Source organism: Sphingobacterium athyrii (genome assembly GCF_003071065.1).
GTDB classification, from domain to species: Bacteria; Bacteroidota; Bacteroidia; order Sphingobacteriales; family Sphingobacteriaceae; genus Sphingobacterium; species Sphingobacterium athyrii.
In genome coordinates this window covers 1086413-1105381 of the sequence record NZ_QCXX01000001.1, presented here as the reverse complement: position 1 = coordinate 1105381, position 18969 = coordinate 1086413, and the positions used below count along the sequence as shown (strand labels likewise).

The following is an 18969-nucleotide window of genomic DNA, read 5'->3' as shown; positions in this document are numbered from 1 at the left end:
GATGGTGATTATGGAAATAAAGCGAATCAAAATTTTATGTGTCTCTATTGGGCTGCTTATCCTGATTTCCTGCAAGCTATATGAGCATAAAAAGCGCGATAAACGAGAAGAAGTTGAAATAGACTGGCAGCATACCGAACTGCGCCAACGGCTGTATACCTTCCGGCAGGATACGCTTTCTCGCCGCTGGTATTTTTGGACGGATAGCAGTTATCGTTTTCATCCGGATAGTGGATTCATCGGACAACAGGGAAAACTTGTTATGCTGGAATCGAAAGTGACTACACGCCTCAAAAGTGGACTTTCCTCCCAAGCTAGTGAAAGGAACGTGCAAACCGAGTTAAGGTCAAGCAGAGATAAACGCAGCACATGGACGATCCCAAATCTTTGGTTAATCACTTTTATAGGAGCGACCGTTCTTCTGCTCGGCTGGAGATTTAGAAAATTTTTCAAAACCTTCTTGCCCTGACAATGGTTGTCCAATTACCTTAGGCATTAGATTTATTGTATTTTTTATAGGCTAGGTCGTAATTCCCTAGCCTATTTTATTGCTTTGATAAACGATCTATTTCGTCATAGTAGCGTTGATCCCACGAAAACTCCATACTAAACTTTCCTGCCGATGTCAAATGGACGGTAGCCTTGTTCCATTTGTTGCTTTCATTTGCTGTGGTAATACGGTGAAGTTCAAGAATGTCAAATGTCAGCTGGAAATCGAATTCATCCACGTTGATTTGTTTTTTATCCATGGTTAGATCCGCATACTCGCCGGTAAAACTGACCATAGTCCCAATGGTTTCTATTTTCAGCTCTGCAGAGCCCCATTCTTCTCCGATGACAGTTTTTATATTATCGGCAATAGCATGGTATATTTCGTCGATTGTTTTCATCTCTTTAATAATTTGAGGCAATGTTTTGATCTCATATAAATGTAGTGATTATTCGCTGTATTACTTAAACCTATCAGGATACATCGGTTAATGAAAAATTATTCGCAAGCGCAATTGGCGGACTTGGTCGGTGCCAGCAAACAGACTATCAATGCTTTGGAGGCAGAAAAATATATATAACAGCTTCAATGGGGGCTGATGCGCTCGGCCTGAATGTCAGCTGCTTGATCTCATAATTACCTAAAGTAGTCCGTTTGTCGTCGCTATAAGGCTTGAAATAGGATAGAGCTCGCACAGTGTATGTAGTATTCACATGAGATTTAGAAAAATTTGTATTGGTATATATCTTTTTATGTCAAAGCCGGTCAACTTTAGGATAATATAATTTCATGAAGTTGGAATAATGATTAAATTTGAGCGGAATAAGTCAGCCAAACGCATTACAGCATTCATATTACTATTTATAATGGAAGGTAAACAGTGTCATGTATTCAGGAGAATAACGCTCTTGATGTTAATCGTATTAAATTTTTCATGTTTCTCTCCTGATCATAAAAGTGATGCCGATGCTGGATTACAGGATACCGCATTAGTGAATAGGCTCAACTTGAAGGCTTATGCGCATTGGTCCAGTTCTCCGGATTCGACCATGATACTGGGCAGGAGAGCGCTTGCGCTGAGTGACAGCATCAAATACAGGACCGGAAAAATAGATGCATTCCGAAATCTTGGGATCGGGGCCTATGAGAAGGGGATGTACAGTGAAGCCATTGCGTATTATAATCAGGCCATATCGATTGCCACGGAGGAGGACGACCATGGCCGGAAAGCCAAAATATTAAGTAATCTGGCAATGCCTTATATTGCCCTGGGTGTCCATACCGAGGCACTCAAACAGTTAAACCTGGCTATCGAACTGGCCGATAGCTACCATTTGCCCTTGATAAAGGCGCACGCTATTCATAATATGGGAATGGTCTACCATTACCAGCACAAGGATGATAACGCTATTTTATATTATAGGGAGAGTCTCAGGCTGTACGAGTCATTGGGCGACTCCTCCCGGTCAACCTTTATTCTCGGAAATATCGGCCATCTCTATTTACATAAAAATGATCTGCAACATGCCAAAGAGCTGTATGATCAATCTTTAAACCTGGCTGAAAAAAATAAGAATTACAAAGCCATCGGAAACGCGCTCCAGTCATTGGGGTCTTTATATATGGAAAAGAAAGATTGGGATCATGCGTTGTCTTACTACCTGAAGGCCAAAGCCACCCTTGAATCCACGGGCGAGCAGACCGAATATTTGAGATTGCTGGACAATCTTGCCACATGCTATCTGCGTATGGACCATGTGGATGCGGCCATCCATTATTCAGAATTATGTTATGAATTGGCCAAGCAGAATAAACAGTTGTATTATATACAAAGCGCTGCGAACCGGCTTGGTACGATGCTGGAAAAAAAACAGGAACTATCCAGGGCAATTTTCTTTTATAAAGAATATAAATCCGCATCGGACTCGCTCTATAGTGCCGATAACAAAGAACAGCTGGTACGGAATGAAGAGGAATTTAAGTTTAAAAAGCAACAAAATGAGCTAGAATCCCTGTATCGTGCCAAAGTTTTGCGACGGAATTACATTTTGCTGGTGGCCACCGTGCTGATTGTTTCGTTGTTGGTCATTGCGGTTCTGTTGGTGAAAAATGTGAAAGACAAAAGGAAAGCCAACGAGGCGCTCCGCAATACAAATGAATTTATTGAAGAGCAGCATGCCTTATTGGAAGAATCGGATAATTTCAAAAAGTCTCTTTTAGCGTTGGTGACGCATGATGTGCGCGCCCCGATCAATAATTTAAACCGTATCCTCATGCTGATCAGGGATGGACTTGTGCCGCCGGAGGAAATTAAAAAATTACTTTCCTCCAATAGTGAGGAATTTGATTCAACGATCAATCTAATTGAAAACTTGCTGCTCTGGGTCAATCAACATCTGCACGCATCGGATCTGGTCATAAGAGAATTTGATGTCATGGATATTTTTCTGCAGATTCATGGTATATACATAAAACGTCTGGAGGAAAAGAAAATTAAATTGCTGATGGAATGTGACGAGGGCCTGAAGGCGCTGGCTGATGCCGAGGTCGTCATGATTATTCTTCGCAATCTGGTTGACAATGCGATCAAATTCTGTAAACCGGATAATCAGATCACGTTAAGGGCAGCGGTAAACGATCAGAACAATCGTATTACGTTTAGTGTCATTGATACGGGGGTGGGGATGTCCCGACAGGTGCAGGAAAATTTATCCACTGTCACTGAACCTGTCAGCCACCGGGGAACAAAAAATGAAAAAGGGTATGGTATCGGACTGCAGCTCTGCCGTTATTATCTGGGACTAAGTCACAGTGAACTTTTAATCGAGAGCCGGGAAGGGCAGGGATCCATTGTCCGATTTGAACTGGACCGGCCTACCGATGGACGACATATACAAGATATTAGATCACTTCGTGTTCCCGGGCAAATGTAATTAATTGTGTGATGGACTGGCAGTTTATCTTGGCCATCATTTTCCTTCTGTGGGCCACGACGGTGTGGGAACTCAAAAATAATTTTTCGGCTGTTTTGGCAATGGTATCTCCACGGGCGAAATGTTTTAAAAGTTCAATTTCGCGCGGTGTAAATCTGACAGCGGTGGACTGATGGTTTTCAAGCAGCTTTTCAAAAAACGGATCAATAAAATGCTGATCTAAGCGGACCGAAGCAAGGCATGATTTTAAGGTGTCAAGATTGCAGGACTTACTTAAAATTCCATCGGGATTATAATTTTTCAATGTTTGAATAAGCAGTGGCGAGAGCGCGCTGGTCAAAAAAATCGTCTTCGCATCTTTATTCAACCGGTCTATTTCAGGCAAGAGGGAAAGCCCAGTTTCTTCTGATAGGTAGTAATCTAAAAAAATATAGATTTTTTGGGTACCTGATGATGCTAAAAACCGCAGGAAGTCATCCTTACGGTCAAATGATTTTACAAAATGAAAGAGCCCGTACTTTTCTAAAAGTAAGGAAAAAGATGTGGCAAATAGACCATGATCATCTAAGATAACAGCAAGTTGTGAATCATTTGTCAACATAGCGCATTTTGAGTTCAGGAATCCAAAGTTACCTATTTAATTGACATTTCTTTTTATTTACTGCTGATTTATCGTGTTGTTTTCGTAGCAAAAATTTGTTATATGGTTCTAAAAGCATAGCAAAAATTTGCTATCCGACCACCTGTTAATTGATAATCGCATTTGTTTGTAGTTGATTTGCGGCAAATTCCCGGACATCTCTTTACGTACGGTTGACGCATAGAATAAGTAGAAAAGTAAATAGTCTCAAATCAATGTTAATTAACATGAAATCGAAATTTAGAAGTATTGGCAGCGTGGGAATGTTGTCCTTTGCAGCCTTAGCCTGTACAACCATTTATTCCTGTAAAGAAAGCAAGGACAGTGTAGCGGCAAGCGGCAAAGCCAGCGTGAGTATTCAGTTACTCGGCGTAGAAAACCCTGTCGTCACCACCAAAAAAGCAGGTAAGGGTGGCAGCGCTGCGTCCGCCCAGACGGTGGTGATCCCCTTGACAAATTCAAGTTCTTTTGAAGCCACATTGACCAGCGAGCCGTCCGTGACAAATGGCAGCCTGTTGCGGGCATCGTCCGGTAGCCGTGCTGCGACGACCGAAGAGCGGACACCATTGGCGGATAACATCAAGTATAAAGTCGTGGTGTACAATGCCGCAGGTGATTATGTGACCGAAAAGACCTATACCAATTCAGTCGACAATACGGCTGCGATCGCGTTGGATGCAGAACAGACCTATACTTTTGTGGCCTATTCGGTCAATAGTACCGCGACAGTTCCTGCGGTAACAGCACAGGCAGATCTTGCCAATGCAAGCTTGGACAACGTCAGTGCCGATCTGATGTATTTCAGGAAAGATCTAACGGTCCACTCGGGAGATAACAACCTGGATGTGATCCTCAAACATAAGTACAGTGAAGTCACGACCAACCTGAGCATGGCGACTGAAATGACGGGGGCCATTACCGCTCTGGGAACGACGACGATTGACCCCACACATCCAGGCGCAAATCTAAAACTGGCTGACGGTACAATTACCTACAATGGATCTACCACGACGGCTAATGTTGTATTCCCCACATTGGGGGCCGGCCTACGTACGGTCTCTAGTACACCGACACTGTTGATCCATCCGGGGGCAACAAACGGAGTTTTTAAGTTTGGAACGATTACCATTGATGGCGAAACAAAAAACAATGTATCTGTGGGAGGTTTAAACATCGTACCGGGCCAACGGTATAACCTCAACCTGAACTTCAAAACCTGTACACAACCAGTGACTGGCGGAGCTGATCTAAACTGGACCTATCCGGCTTCGGGATCAGGTGCCATTGTCGATGGAGTGACGCGGCCAGCCGGATATGTAGTGACCAAAGAGTTAACTGCGCCCGGTGCTGATTATGGATTTGTGTTTGATATTCAGCAACTGGATAATTCCTTTAATATGGAAGTAAATGGCCAAAAATTGGCGACACAGGAGATTCAGTTTGAGGCAGGCATTGCCATTGCACCGCGTAATGTACGTTTTGCGGACGGAAGTCTTTATGGTGGAACCAATACGGAAGGAGGCACAGTGCCCCAGGTCTACAGCTTGACCGGTACTGCAGCCAATCCGGTTATCCGCGTGGTCATAAGCCGCTCCGGTGAGGTATCCATGTATGGCAGCAAAAGCAATGGCGGAGCATTATATCCGTTGGAGCTGACACTGGGTTCTTTCAACACCGTGCCATGGAACTCTACATCCAATACGGTAAAAATTACGCAGATAGTACAGGGAGCGACGAAAATGGTCGGCGCCGGAAGCGGTAGAAAAAAGATTGCTTGTCCATAACTCCCGATAGAATTAAGTCCGTTAGTAAAAACAATGAAAAATTGATCAGATCATGAAAAATATAGAACGAAAAATTTATATAAGTCCACGCATTGAAACAATGGAAGTAATATTGGAGCAGGGCATCGCCGCAGGTTCGGCGGCAAACACGACCAACGATCCGCAGGAATCCTGGGATAAAGCCGATGACGACAATAGACTGATCAACTGGTAAAGTTAGTGTCGTGCTATGGTTCTGAAGACTGGCCCGGTATTTTGCGGGGCCAGTCTTTTTTTTAAACCACATTCAATGCTCATCGTATTGTAAGCAATAGTCGTTATGTCCGACCTTTTTACTTGGGACAAGGGGCAGTTAAAAGAGGTAAAACTGCTTGCCCGGAAAGGAGGAACCTGCAAACTCAAGTATAAGGATCAAGTGAAAACAATCCGTACACAAGTGGGGAAAAGTTATGTGTTGAAGTTTTAAAAAAATGCTAGCCCTTGACATCCGGGGGCTAGCATTTTTTTAGGTTAAGCAAAAAAATCTTATCTGATTTTATGCGCAAATAGCCCTCTTTGTTTATTGGACTTATTGATAGGGTTGTTTTAGATCTTTTTCGAATAAGGTAAATGGATCCTGATAAAATTTTAGGAAGTCTGCCGCACTGGCCTGCCCGGGAAAAGGGGCATAATAGTGTGCCGGACTTTCCTTATCATTGCGCCATACCAATACATAGGCCATGTTAACACCCGCTGTTTTTAGCACTTTCAGCAATACATCGTTCCACCATTGCGGATGGGGAATGGATTCCAGACCTGTTTCGGTTAATGCGGCAATTTTACCGTTCTTTTCCGCAAAGGAACTTAAGATTTTGAGTTTATGGACCGCTGCCGGTAGATCATAATGGCCATCGCGGCCAAAATCTGCGTAATTATCCATTCCAACGATATCTACCCAGTCACTGCCCGGGTAGCGTTCCAAAAAATCCTGCTCGGAATTAAATTGACAGTCGGGCGAAAAGGCATAAATAAAGTTATGTACCTTCAATTGATCCCGAAGATAACTTACCGTAAATCGCCAGACGGCTATAAAATCTTCGCGCGAGGTATATTTTTTCCCCCACCAGAACCAGTCTCCGTCAAATTCGTGGAAAGGACGAAAAATAATAGGTATTGCTGCTCCGTCCTGTCCCTTGGCTTGATGTGCAAATGCCGCTATGGATTTTAGCAGTTTTTTATAGTGCCGGTGATGTGTGCCGCCCGGTTTAATGGCGGCCATCGCCGCTATGGATGTGGAGTCGTTCCAGTAAAAACCATCATTGGAAACCGGATTGTTAAAATGCCAGCAAATGGTCGTAATGCCTCCACGGTTGTATGTATCGCTGACCTGTTGCAGGAGCATCTGCTGATTATCGGAAATGGCTTTGGTAGATTGCCCTGAAAAACCCATAAAGTCGAAGCCGATGACAGCGGGATGTGAACCAGTGACCGATTTTACATCCGATCGGTCTTTATCGCCCTGCCACCCATGTCCGTAGGCTGTGGCATCCTGATGGCCGAACAATACATGACTGCCGGCCCATCTTTTAAGGTTTTTATACAGCGCCTGTGTTTGAACCGTTGCATTTTTATCAATCAGCTGCCGCTGTCCCCAGCTCTGCAGCCCCAGCATGAGTAAATTAACAAATAGGAGGATTCTCATGCTTCAGGGGTTAAGTGTTCTCAATTGCGCCTTGATGTATTGCCCCGCCGGGGTAAGATGCTGTTTCTTCCAATGGCCATGCAGGGGAGCCATCGGTTTAAGCAAAGCGGTTGTTTCGTCCTTATCCGTCAGATTCCAGTTTGCCCAGCTGAGTTGATTGTTTTCCATCCAATCGAGCCAGATCTTCGTCTTTTTCAGATCAAACTGGCCATTGCCATCGGCTTCTCCTACGCCCCATTCGGTAACGAACAAAGGCAATTGTTGCCCGATTGCTTTCTGAGCACGGTCTCTCAGCTGCTCCTGATGATTCGGATCGCTCGCATAGAAATGAAAAGAATATGCAATGTTATTAAAGCCCTGAATCCGATCATTGGCCACACTATCCACATCTTGATCCCAATGCGGAGATCCGACGACAATAATATTGTTTTTGGCATCCTTGCGGATCGTATGGATCAGCTCCACAGCATAGGACTTGACCACTTGCCAGCTCGTTCTTTCGGGTTCATTCCAGATCTCATAAATAAGTTGTGGATGATCCGGATACTGCTGTGCCATCCGGGTAAAGAAAGCTTTTGCCTGATTGATATTTCGGTCCGCATGGTGGTCGTGCCAGTCTATCAGGACATAGATGCCACGCTGCAATGCCCGGTCTACTACGTTCTTGATCAGTGTGAATTGCTCTTCGGGAGATTGCAGATAGCCACCGTCCGGTTCCACGGCCAGCGCAACACGGATCAAATTGACATTAAAATCCTCGACCAGCCGGTCAACGATTTCTGGGGTATAGTACTTTTTGCCGCCCCATATACTCCAGGAGAAACTGATGCCTCGCAATTGGACGATCTTGTCGTGTTGGTCTACTATTTTTCCTTGTTTTATACTGAGGCTTCCATGCCTCTGTACTACGGTCTGGGAAATTACGCTGTTATGGAGCAGGCACAGGATCACTGCTACCGTAAAAATTCTTATATGCTTCATCATTTGTAAGGGGTGCTAGCTCGCCGAATAATCGACAATTTTTACTGAGCGGCATTTGATCGGGACCAAATGCCGCTGCAATAGTGATATTGACCTGCTATTTAAAGAAAATAACGTCGTCTAAATAGAACGTTTCATCCTGTGCATCAGGGCCCTCGATCCAGAGGCCGAGCTGTTTGAAGGCATTGCCTTTGCTCCATAGACCGATATCCGCGAGATCCAGGCGGACATAGGTCCATACGTCTGCCGGCACACGGATGGGAGTTGATCTGTCGGCATTTCCAAAGCCCGCAGTGCGCCCGTCGCTGGTAAGATAAAGTGTATAGTCCTGCGAACCGCCTTTGATCCAGAATGAAAGGAATTTTAAGTCGGCATTCTTGGCCATGCCGTCACCCCAGTTGGCCATGCCATTGGCAGACCAGCCTCCTTTGCCGTAAACCATTTTTGAGGATGCATTTCCCGACTTAAAGGTTGCCGTGCTAATTGTTACAGCTCCCCAGCCCCAGCCTTCAAAACCATTTTGATAGGAATCGGTAAAGAGTCTGAAAGCCTGATCAACGTTGACAAACTCCTGCGTTGTCGTAATTTCTCCGGCTTCGCTTCTGATATCGAGTTTTGTTCTGCTGACTTCTGTCTGCGGTAGGGTCACCACCAGCTGACGTTGACTTTTGCTCACGATGCTAGCCTTTGCACCCGTACCGGTCAGGGTCACCTCCGTTACATCATTTAAATAGTTGCCGTTCAGGGTAAGCTGGGTGACCGCGGGGGTAAAGTTGTAGTCTGAAACTGTGGCAACGGAAGGTAGCGGTGTGACATTGAAGGGAACCCGTAATTGCTTGTCCAACATATTGGTCAGGATGATGTCCTGCTGTCCTGCTGCCGCTGTGTCCGGTACACGGAATACCAACGCATGGTCATTGTTAAAAGCTGGATTGAAGCCGGCAGGAACATTTCCCGTTTCAAAAATAATGGATTTCATGCCCGCAAGCCCCTGGCCGGTCAGTACGATTACCGTACCCGGAGCACCGGATGTTACTTCCAATGGATCAGCCTGGGGATTTCCTGATGGTGACAGCTTATCGTCTTTTTTACAGGAAACAAATGCAAAGCAGGCTATTGCGAGGATGCAGACGTAGTGATATAAGGTCTTCATAATTTTTTTCATTATCATATTAAGGTTTATAAGGAACGGCGGGTTTGGCCAGCTCTGGATTGTTGACCACCTCGGTTGTCGGGATCGGAAGATATAACTTGCTTTCACTGCTGAGCGTCACGCTGAGGTGATCCACCAATGGTTTGCCCAGGGCACTATAGGTGCCTCTTTCCTGCGCTTCCACCAGCTGTTTGGCCTTCGTAAATCCTTGGCGTTGAATGTCAAACCAATAATCTCCCTCAAATGCAAATTCTACCCGTCGCTCATGTAATATATTCGCTGGGGTCAATACGGTCAGGTCGCGTGAGGTACCCAGTCCGGCGCGGTGTCTTACGTCATTGACAGCGGCCAGTGCTTTTGCATCCGTACTCTGCGCCTGATCAGCCAATACGGCCTCTGCATAGATCAGTAATACATCGGCGTAGCGCAAGATGTAGGTACAGATGCTCGTAGAGGTACCATTAACATCCTGACCGCCGCCGCCCGGACCGACCACGTATTTCAGCGCATTGGAACGGGTACCTGTTTTTATCTTCCGTGCATTGTCATTGGAGCTTGTCCATGTGGTATCATAGGTAAAGCCGTTCGGAAAGGCCGAATTTTTCCAGTCATCCCGATGAAATCCCTGCTCCATAATGGACCAGCCTTTGCGCTTATCGCCCACTTCATAGCTGTCCAATAGGTCGATTGACGGGATAATAGCGGACCATCCGGCTCCGGTGGTTTCTTTCAATAATGGCTCGGGACCTACATAGGCCTGGATAGGATTGCCTACACCGTATCCCCCTGATGCTACCCATTGTAGGGCAAAGAGGCTCTCGGAATTATTATTGGCACTCTGATCGGTAAACATCTTCCCATAATCGGGATATAGGCTGTATTTTTTAGCGTTGATGACCGTTTCCGCCTTCTTTCGCGCATTTTCGTAGTCTTTTAAGTAGAGATACATTTTGGCCATCATGCCCGTAGCCGATAGCTTGGTCACTCGTCCAGGAGTATCGTTATCTTTCAGGTTGGCCTCTGCAAAAGCCATATCATCCAAGGCAAACTTAATGACATCGGCTTGCAGATACCGTGGTGTATTAAAGTTGCCCGTCGTGGCCATTGCGACCGGGTCGGTGACGATGGGAACATCCTTAAAGACCCGGGCCAGATAAAAATAAGCGACCGCCCGGATAAACTTTGCTTCCGCAATGCCCTGCGTGAGATAGGAGGGATCACCGCCTTTGCTCATTTTTTCTTCAAAGGTGTTGATCAGCACAGTAGCGTTTCCTGCTACTTTATAAAAGGAATACCAGGAACGGCTCACCTGTTCGTCGGTTCCGGAGACCGTAAAATTCAAGAAGGTATTGTAAACGGGATCACCGGTGTACATATTGCCCGACAGCACCTCACCGATGGCATGGAAGGCTTTATCCTGGTAATCATACCATACGGTATTGTACAGATAGCCGGTTGCGCCCCTTACTTCGGCATCGGAATTATAATAGGTATCCAACGTTGGATTATTCTGTGAAGGCCTGTCCAGAAAACTTTTTTTACAGGATCCCAAAAACAATAGGCTGCCAATTATTGTGTATATCAGTTTTGTCTTCATAATGTCTTGTTCAATGGTTTAAAAAGTTATATTAGCACCGATCGTAAAGGTTCTCGGATTGGGATAATTGCCCAGGTCAATATTCTGCATCAGCGCGTCATTGTTGTAAGAGCCCAATTCAGGATCGTATCCGCTGTATTTTGTAAAGGTGTAGATATTCTGTCCTGAGATATAAATCCGTGCGGCCTGCATTTTGATTCTGTTGATCCAGGCTGCGGGCAAATTATAGCCGAGGGTAATATTTTGTATCCGTAGGTATGAACCATCTTCGACAAAACGGCTCGACACGCGTTTATTATCCTGATGCCACTGATTGTACCGCGGTACCGTTCCATTGGTATTGAACAATTCGGAGTAGCGGTCTGTCAAGGAGGTCTGCAATTGATTCCAGTATACATTGACCGGTGTTTCCAGTGATCTCTTGGTATAATTCAGGATATCATTACCCTGAGATCCTTGCAGGAAAACAGATAAGTCAAATCCTTTATATTTGAGCGAGTTGGTCAATCCGAAAGTAAAGTTTGGATTAGGATCTCCTATATAGGTCATGTCTCCATCATTGATGACATTATTGCCGTCGAGATCGCGATATTTGACATCGCCCAGCCATAAGCCTTTTGCACCAATAGCTTGGCCTTGATTCGCATGGTTGTGCAGGTCATCTTCGGAAGTGAACAAACCATCGGATATAAATCCATAAAAGCGGCCAATAGGTCCTCCCGGAACGGTACGGGTCAGGATAACGGCATTGCTATATTCGGTATAACGCATCAAGTCAGCCTGCTCGCTGTTTAGTTTGTCCAGACGATTTTTATAATGGGATAGCACGAGGTTTGTTTTCCATGTGAAACCATTTTTATTGATATTGGTAGAAGATATACCGATGTCAAATCCGGTGTTTGTCATCCGGCCTGCATTGACATTGGGCGATTTGATATCATTCCATTCTGTCCCTATGCCTGTATATTTGGGCAGCCGGGTTGCCATAAGCATGTCAGAGGTGATCTTTTTATAGATATCGAAGGTGACATCCAGACGTCCATTGAGGAAACCGGCATCAAATCCACCGTTGTAGGTAGTGACAGATTCCCAGCCGAGTGCCGGATTGCCGACATTGTCGGGTATGCCGCCCGCGCCAAAGGGGCCGGTGGCGAATAGACGGATATTGGTTGCATAGCTTGCCCCGCCGACATTTGAACTGCCCACAGCTCCGACTCCGGCACGTACTTTCAGGTAATTCAATACCTTGAGATTTTTGGCAAACTTTTCATTTGTAACTGTCCATCCCACGGAGGCCGCAGGGAAGTAGCCTAGCTTGCGGTCCGGTCCAAAGTTGGAGGAGCCGTCACGTCTCAGGGAGAGGTTAACAGAGTAGCGGTTGTCATAGGCGTAACCGGCCCGCAGGAAATAGGACTCCATGGCCCAGTCTCCTTTGCCTCCTTCGATGACCTGATTTTCCTGTTCGCCTGCTGCAATAGACGGTATATTGAGGGCCAGATTTTGCCGTGAAGCCAATATATTGTCATAATAGGAGGCCTGGGCTTCATGTCCGATCTGTGCATTGATGTTATGTTGACCAAAGGATTGGTTGTAATTCAGGTAATTCCTTAATGCCCAGTAGTAGCTGGGATTGCGTTGTTCGACGATTTTACTTGGCGCGAGTATTGTCGTTCCGCCCGAGGAAAGGGAGGGCTGGAAGGACATGTTATTATCATTTGTAACGTCATAGTTGATCTCATTTCGCATGGTTAAAAACTTGGTGAAAATCAACTCTCCGTAGACACTTCCAAAGGCTTTGAACTGATCGCCTGTATTTTGACGCAGCTGCGCCAATGCCACAGGATTGACGGGGTTGCCAAAAGCATAGCCTCCTATGGATACCGGTGGTGCAAAATCGCCGTTCAGTCCAAAGACCGGGGCGGCTGGACTATTGAAAGCGGCAACGTTGACGATGGCATCAGATCCGTTGGTCAATGTGGTTTTTTGATTGGTGCGGGCGGTACTGCTGCTGATACCGACCTTCAGCCAGCTTTTGATCTGGTGGTCAAGGTTAAACCGCAGGGACAACCTGTCAAATCCGGAGTTGATGATCGTACCGTCCTGTTTAAAGTAATTTAAACCCAAATAATAGGTCGTCTTTTCACTTCCTCCCGAAAAACTTAATTGATGATTCTGCATCTTGCCTTTCTGAAAGATGGCATCTTGCCAGTTGGTCCCTTCTCCCAGGACTTCCGGACGCTGATATTCTCCGATAGGTACATAGGGATTTCCGGTAACGGTACTGATTTCCTGCAATACCTGATTGTTATATTGTGCAAACTGGCTTAAGTTCATCAGATCAAGGCGGGTAGGGACTTTTGACTCGCCATAATACATATCATAGCTTACTTTTCCTTCACCGGCTTTTCCGCGTTTTGTGGTAATCAGTACTACGCCATTGGCGCCACGTGAACCATAGATGGCCTGCGCGGAAGCATCCTTGAGGATATCTATTTTTTCAATATCATTGGGGTTAATCCCTGCAATTCCACTTTGGGAGGTAGATCCGGCCATTCCGCCAAGTTTATCCTGTGCAATGGAGCTCTTTCCGGTAGGGACAATAATACCGTCTATCACATAGAGCGGTTCGTTTCCATTGATGGAAGTCAGCCCCCTTACGCGTACGGATATTCCTCCGCCGGGCTGGCCACCATTAGCCGACACACTTACCCCGGCGACTTTCCCCTGCAACATTTGATCGGCACCTGCAACAGGCAGGTCCTTTATGGCTTCTGCACTTACGGAAGAGATCGAAGAGGTGACGTCGGCACGCCTCATGGTACCGTAGCCCACCACGACGACATCTTCTAGCTGCGTAGCAGCAGCAGTCAGGGTGACATTGACCAATGCCTGATTTCCGACAGGTACTTGCGATGTCTGCATACCGATATAGGAGAATATCAGTACGTCTGTAGGAGCAGCGTTGATCTGATAATGACCGAAGCGATCGGTCACAGCGGTGGCCGTCCCGTCTTTTACTTTGACCGACACGCCGGACAATACCAAACCTGACTCATTCTTGACGATGCCATCCACTTTTTTATTTGCAACCTGCGCCGTTAGCAAGGCAGGCGCACTCACAAGCCAGACCAGACCGATCGGCTTAGATAATAACTTTGAGATCATATAAAATTGGTTATTTAAATTTTTGATAAAATAATTGGCGTACAGATCTGATCATGTACAATACTGTTTACGTTTTTTTCCCATTCACACTATAATTAGTTATGCCTTAAGCTGCCCGACCGGACGCCAGACTGTCAATAGGCAATATTAGACTTAAATGTGAAAAATGTAATTATCACTGCGTGCCAAAAGCATATCAGCGAATGCCAAAAAGCTAATTATTTTGCTTTTCAGCCCATTCAAGGTAGTTTTTGGGACTCATCCCAAAATATTTGGAAAATGACCTGCTAAAATTTGAGGGTTCTGAGAAACCGACCCTATAGGCGATTTCGGCTATGGTGTATTTACCTGTGAGCAGCATATTGCGGGCGTGTTTGAGACTGACGCCCAATATGTATTCCTGTACGCCCTGATTTGTCAGGGCTTTTATCTTGCGGTATAGCTGGCGTCTGCTCATATGAAGCAGCTCAGCTAACAGATCAACATTAAATCCTTTATTGTTCAGATTTTCTTCCACCAGATGTTCTACTTTCTGCAAAAAGTCACGGTCGATCGCGCCAAGGTTGTTCAGCTCCGGTAATTTTCCGGAGGTATCCTGTCTGTGTGTGCTGTCAAATAGCTCCCGTAATTTTCTTCTTGAAAGGAGCAGGTTAGTGATGCGTGCAATCAATAGATCCATCGCAAAGGGCTTTGGAATGTAGGCATCCGCACCATGTGTATACCCTTCGATCTTATTGTCGTCGGTCTGCTTGGCCGTCAGTAAAACAATCGGAATGTGGCTGGTGCGTTCATCTGCTTTGAGTTCCTGACAGACCTGCAAACCATTCATTTTGGGCATCATAATATCGCTGACTACCAGGTCAGGAACAGACTGTCTGGCGAGTTCCAGACCGTCAAGTCCATTGGTGGCGCTCAGAATTTCAAAATATGCCGACAGCTCGTGACGGATATAGGCCTGTAGGTCGGGATTATCCTCAATCAACAGCACGATCGGCCGGTCTTCTTTCAGATGAGTATCTGTTTCGCTAGCCTGTATCTGTTCTGTTTCCTGACGGAACAGGGGCGACAGCAATTCTTCATACCGCGCGACAAAAGCATCGTCCTTATCCTGCAATATCGTGCCTTGGGTAGCTAGATGGACGGTAAAGTCCGAGCCCCGGCCGACCTCGCTTTGAACGGTTATTTTTCCGCCGTGCAATTCGACAAGCTCCTTGGTCAAAGCCAGACCGATGCCGGATGACTTGTTTTCATAAGGATGTACCCCATCTACTTTGTAGAATATTTCAAAAATACGTTCCCTGTCCGATTCCGGAATTCCAATGCCATTATCGATGACGTGGATTTCGACGACAGTTTCGCTTCGTTCTACCGCAACTTCGATCTTTCCTCCGTTCGGTGTAAATTTAAATGCATTGGAAAGCAGATTGGAAAGAATTTTCTCAAACTTATCTTCATCAATGGAAAGCCGTATTACTGGGCTGGCATAGCGGGTAGAAAAGTCTATCTCCCGTACCTGGGCACGTTCTTTAAAAGCTTCGCATATTTCGTTGATCAATTCGACCACGTTTACGGTATGCGCTTTGAATGACGCAGCCCCATTTTCCAGCCGTCTAAAATCCAGGAGCTGATTGACCAGGTTGAGCAAGCGGTCTGCATTTTTGTACACGAGCCTGCTGTAGGTCTTCACCTGATCCATGCTGATGTCCTGATGGATGATTTTTCGAAGCGGATCCAGGATCAATGAAAGGGGAGTGCGTAATTCATGTGAGATATTGGTAAAGAAATTGACCTTTATCGCATTGATCTCTTCATTCTTCTTCGCGGCTAATCGCTCTAAAAGCACATCATTTTTGAGCTTTTCCCTTGATTTTATTTCCAGAAAAAGCAGGTAGAGTATAACAGCGGTGATCAGCCCATATAGGCAATATGCCCAGGCGGTCCGCCAAAAAGGGGGAGCAACGACAATTTTCAATATCGCCTCCTTGGAGTTCCATATCCCGTCGCTGTTGGCGGCCCTTACTTTAAACGTGTATGTGCCTGCATCCAGATTGGTGTACGTAGCTCTTCGGTTATTGCCTACATAGTTCCACTCTTTGTCAAACCCTTCCAGTAGATAAGCATATTGATTCTGTTCGGGAATGGTGTACCCGAGCGCCGCAAATTCAATGGTGAATACAGTTTGATCATAGTCCAGCACCAGTTCTTTGGTCTCGTTGATATTGCGCGTCAGTGGAGAGTTTTCGGCTCCTATCACAACAGGTCTGTTAAATAGCTGGAAATCGGTAAATATGACCGGAGGAGCATGTACATTTCGCCGGATATTAGCCATATGAAGAACATTAAATCCGTTGTTGCCACCAAACAGAATTTCCCCTTTGCTCGTTTTGAGATCTGCGCCTGCGAGGAATTCTTTTCCTTGTAATCCATTATAGCGGTTATAGTTTGAAAAAGTATGCTGATCCAGACTGTACTGGCTTACCCCATTGTTCGTGCTGATCCATAAATGTCTATTATTGTCTTCAACAATACTGTTGATCACATTGCTGGGCAGGCCCTGTTCTTCACGATAATTGACAAATGTCTTGCGCTGTCTATCAAAACGGTGTAAGCCCCCGTCAATCGTACCGATCCAGATGTTGCGGTCAGAATCGCCATAAATGGTATTGATGATATCACTCTGGAGATTACTGTTTGCTCTGTTGTAACAGGTGAAACGGTTGTCCGCCGGATGATAGATATTGATGCCACCCCCATAGGTTGCGATCCACATATCGCCATTGTCATCTTCATAAAATGCCCGAATATAGTTGTTATTTAGTGCATGGGCCTGTCCATCGGCTCGATGTTTCCTGATCTCCGGTGTATTTTTCTGTATAATGTTGACTCCGCCGCCATTGGTTCCAAGCCAAATATTACCCTGTCGATCTTCTGTCAGCGCATAAATCGTATTGTTGCTCAACTGGAGCGGTCCCTTACCGCTATAGAAATGGCTAAATGTACCTGTGCTCAGGTCCAGTCTTTTAAGCCCGCGTTCATAGGTTCCGATCCATAGACTTTTTTTATCTCTTGTCGTCAGTAAAGAGAGTACGGAGAATGAATTTAATCCCATTTTATCATTGGGATCCCAGTGGATAAATTCATTTGTTGCCCGTTTCCAAAGATTGAGTGATCCACCGTCCGAACCCACCCATATATCTCCGTCAGCTTGTTCGGCGAATGAAGTAATGGTGCTTGTACTCTGACCTGATGTGACGTGAAAATTTTTAAAAACCTGGAAATAAGTATGATTCAGGTCATATTTATTGATCCCTCCGGCAAATGTTCCTATCCATAGGATCCCTTCCTTGTCCAATAAAAGCGCGTATATCGAATTATGGTTCAGGCTTTCCTCGTCGGCGAAATTGTTCTGATAATGTGTGAAATGTCCGGTTTGGCAATCGAATAATTCTAATGCTTCTTCGGTGCCTACCCAGAGTTTATGCTCACCGCCGGGAACGATTGAAAGTACAACATTATTGCTTATTGCTTTGCTGTTGCCTTGTTCTTTTCTGTAAGTGGTAAATGTATTGGTACGGTAATCAAACCGGTTCAAGCCACCATACGTCCCTACCCATAAATACCCGTCTCCATCCTGTGTTATTACATTGATCTTGTTATTGCTCAGTGCGCCCCGGGCGCCTGTAGAAGTGAAATAAGTGCTGCGCTGGGTTTCTTTGTTCAATAGGATAAGGCCGTTTTCCGTTCCTACCCATAGATTTCGCCTGTCATCTTCAAATATGGAAGTAACAACAGCTGTGATAGCACGCCCCTTGGTATCTCTGAACTGGTAGCGGGTCAGATGGCCTGTCTTTTTGTCCATTGAATAGAGATCGGCATAAGTCCCTACCCAAAAGTTTCCTTTGCTATCTTCCAGAATGGCATTGACGCTCACATCAATGCTGTTATTTCCGATTTGGGGTTTTATGACATGCTCAAAAGAATCATTGTCCCGATCATAACGGGCCAAGCCGCCACCCATTGTCCCGATCCAAAGTTCGCCATGTGGGTCTTCGTACAGTGATTTTATCTGGTTGTTAGGAAGACTTTTCTTATTGTTTTGTTTGGTTCTATAGATTTTAAACTGGTAACCGTCATATTTATTGAGGCCATCCATGGTACCAAACCACATAAAGCCATATTTATCTTTTAGGATGCAGGTGACGGTGCTTTGTGATAGGCCCTCCGCTGTGGTCAAATGGCTGAAACGAGCAATGGGTATGGTTTGTGCAGTTAGTTGTATGGTGATCAGACAAGCTATCAGAAAACATAAACATCGCTGCATTATATTGATTTTATCCACGCAATTTCGAATAATCGGTTGTAGGGCTGAAATTACTATTTATTTTGTGCCGAAAAAACTTTAAGTTAATTTTATCTCAAGCCCATTTATTCGGGAAGCAAACATGACTACCGTGAGGAGGATCTGCAAGAGGCGATCACGCGGCGTACCGGTAGGGGATTGATTAAGCATTATTGTCCAAAGGCTGAACTTCTGTTAAACAAAGA

The 18969-nt window shown here is 45.4% G+C and carries 14 protein-coding genes; 6 read left to right on the top strand and 8 right to left on the bottom strand.

The genetic code is table 11. The features are described from left to right. The first annotated feature begins 10 nt into the window (after positions 1 to 10). A complete protein-coding gene (locus DCO56_RS04815; RefSeq protein WP_146190976.1) occupies positions 11 to 469 on the top strand; it encodes a hypothetical protein in 459 nt (152 codons plus the stop codon). A 76-nt stretch (positions 470 to 545) separates the two neighbouring features. Here the strand turns inward: DCO56_RS04815 and DCO56_RS04810 are convergent, their stop codons facing one another. Next, entirely contained in the window at positions 546 to 890 is a 345-nt protein-coding gene (locus tag DCO56_RS04810; RefSeq protein ID WP_108632567.1) for an immunity protein YezG family protein, read from the bottom strand. Between the two features lie 72 nt (positions 891 to 962). Here DCO56_RS04810 and DCO56_RS30030 point away from each other — a divergent pair, with 72 nt between their 5' ends. Then, on the top strand, positions 963 to 1070 hold the full coding sequence (locus DCO56_RS30030) for a helix-turn-helix transcriptional regulator (RefSeq protein WP_394342609.1): 108 nt from the start codon (positions 963 to 965) through the stop codon (positions 1068 to 1070). 331 nt (positions 1071 to 1401) lie between these two features. Continuing rightward, positions 1402 to 3423, top strand: coding sequence for a tetratricopeptide repeat-containing sensor histidine kinase (locus DCO56_RS04800; RefSeq protein WP_181390455.1), 2022 nt, complete (start codon positions 1402 to 1404; stop codon positions 3421 to 3423). Here the strand turns inward: DCO56_RS04800 and DCO56_RS04795 are convergent. Further along, on the bottom strand, positions 3392 to 4024 hold the full coding sequence (locus tag DCO56_RS04795; RefSeq protein WP_108632564.1) for a response regulator transcription factor: 633 nt from the start codon (positions 4022 to 4024) through the stop codon (positions 3392 to 3394). The genes DCO56_RS04800 and DCO56_RS04795 overlap by 32 nt on opposite strands. A gap of 266 nt (positions 4025 to 4290) precedes the next feature. On the opposite strand from DCO56_RS04795, the gene DCO56_RS04790 reads away from it, so the two are divergent. The 3 genes from DCO56_RS04790 (at position 4291) to DCO56_RS29180 (ending at position 6313) form a co-directional block, all read left to right on the top strand. Next, positions 4291 to 5847 carry a fimbrillin family protein gene (locus tag DCO56_RS04790; RefSeq protein WP_108632563.1) on the top strand — a complete coding sequence of 519 codons (1557 nt, stop codon included), beginning with the start codon at positions 4291 to 4293 and terminating at the stop codon, positions 5845 to 5847. 52 nt (positions 5848 to 5899) lie between these two features. After that, positions 5900 to 6061 (top strand): hypothetical protein, encoded by a 162-nt coding sequence (locus DCO56_RS29185; RefSeq protein WP_165306116.1) that lies wholly within the window; start codon positions 5900 to 5902, stop codon positions 6059 to 6061. Positions 6062 to 6166: 105 nt separating this feature from the next. Beyond that, positions 6167 to 6313, top strand: coding sequence for a hypothetical protein (locus tag DCO56_RS29180; protein WP_165306117.1), 147 nt, complete (start codon positions 6167 to 6169; stop codon positions 6311 to 6313). Between the two features lie 102 nt (positions 6314 to 6415). Here the strand turns inward: DCO56_RS29180 and DCO56_RS04785 are convergent, their stop codons facing one another. The 6 genes from DCO56_RS04785 to DCO56_RS04760 all read right to left on the bottom strand — a co-directional run bounded on the left by DCO56_RS04785 (position 6416) and on the right by DCO56_RS04760 (position 18745). Continuing rightward, positions 6416 to 7528 carry a glycoside hydrolase family 26 protein gene (locus DCO56_RS04785; RefSeq protein WP_108632562.1) on the bottom strand — a complete coding sequence of 371 codons (1113 nt, stop codon included), beginning with the start codon at positions 7526 to 7528 and terminating at the stop codon, positions 6416 to 6418. 3 nt (positions 7529 to 7531) lie between these two features. Continuing rightward, on the bottom strand, positions 7532 to 8512 hold the full coding sequence (locus DCO56_RS04780; RefSeq protein WP_245935778.1) for a glycoside hydrolase family 5 protein: 981 nt from the start codon (positions 8510 to 8512) through the stop codon (positions 7532 to 7534). Positions 8513 to 8606: 94 nt separating this feature from the next. After that, the gene (locus DCO56_RS04775) at positions 8607 to 9662 is read right to left on the bottom strand and encodes a cell shape determination protein CcmA (protein WP_245935777.1); all 1056 of its coding nucleotides are present in this window, start codon (positions 9660 to 9662) and stop codon (positions 8607 to 8609) included. Between the two features lie 19 nt (positions 9663 to 9681). After that, the gene (locus DCO56_RS04770; RefSeq protein ID WP_108632559.1) at positions 9682 to 11259 is read right to left on the bottom strand and encodes a RagB/SusD family nutrient uptake outer membrane protein; all 1578 of its coding nucleotides are present in this window, start codon (positions 11257 to 11259) and stop codon (positions 9682 to 9684) included. Between the two features lie 18 nt (positions 11260 to 11277). Next, positions 11278 to 14424 carry a SusC/RagA family TonB-linked outer membrane protein gene (locus DCO56_RS04765; RefSeq protein ID WP_108632558.1) on the bottom strand — a complete coding sequence of 1049 codons (3147 nt, stop codon included), beginning with the start codon at positions 14422 to 14424 and terminating at the stop codon, positions 11278 to 11280. A gap of 214 nt (positions 14425 to 14638) precedes the next feature. Beyond that, positions 14639 to 18745, bottom strand: coding sequence for a hybrid sensor histidine kinase/response regulator transcription factor (locus DCO56_RS04760; RefSeq protein ID WP_108632557.1), 4107 nt, complete (start codon positions 18743 to 18745; stop codon positions 14639 to 14641). Positions 18746 to 18969: the final 224 nt, after the last annotated feature.

Bases quoted from the DNA above. Each gene is read 5' to 3' on its own strand.
- DCO56_RS04815 (WP_146190976.1), top strand. From the start codon at position 11: ATGGAAATAAAGCGAATCAAAATTTTATGTGTCTCTATTGGGCTGCTT.
- DCO56_RS04810 (WP_108632567.1), bottom strand. From the start codon at position 890: ATGAAAACAATCGACGAAATATACCATGCTATTGCCGATAATATAAAA.
- DCO56_RS04800 (WP_181390455.1), top strand. From the start codon at position 1,402: ATGTTAATCGTATTAAATTTTTCATGTTTCTCTCCTGATCATAAAAGT.
- DCO56_RS04795 (WP_108632564.1), bottom strand. From the start codon at position 4,024: ATGTTGACAAATGATTCACAACTTGCTGTTATCTTAGATGATCATGGT.
- DCO56_RS04790 (WP_108632563.1), top strand. From the start codon at position 4,291: ATGAAATCGAAATTTAGAAGTATTGGCAGCGTGGGAATGTTGTCCTTT.
- DCO56_RS29185 (WP_165306116.1), top strand. From the start codon at position 5,900: ATGAAAAATATAGAACGAAAAATTTATATAAGTCCACGCATTGAAACA.
- DCO56_RS29180 (WP_165306117.1), top strand. From the start codon at position 6,167: ATGTCCGACCTTTTTACTTGGGACAAGGGGCAGTTAAAAGAGGTAAAA.
- DCO56_RS04785 (WP_108632562.1), bottom strand. From the start codon at position 7,528: ATGAGAATCCTCCTATTTGTTAATTTACTCATGCTGGGGCTGCAGAGC.
- DCO56_RS04780 (WP_245935778.1), bottom strand. From the start codon at position 8,512: ATGATGAAGCATATAAGAATTTTTACGGTAGCAGTGATCCTGTGCCTG.
- DCO56_RS04775 (WP_245935777.1), bottom strand. From the start codon at position 9,662: ATGAAGACCTTATATCACTACGTCTGCATCCTCGCAATAGCCTGCTTT.
- DCO56_RS04770 (WP_108632559.1), bottom strand. From the start codon at position 11,259: ATGAAGACAAAACTGATATACACAATAATTGGCAGCCTATTGTTTTTG.
- DCO56_RS04765 (WP_108632558.1), bottom strand. From the start codon at position 14,424: ATGATCTCAAAGTTATTATCTAAGCCGATCGGTCTGGTCTGGCTTGTG.
- DCO56_RS04760 (WP_108632557.1), bottom strand. From the start codon at position 18,745: ATGCAGCGATGTTTATGTTTTCTGATAGCTTGTCTGATCACCATACAA.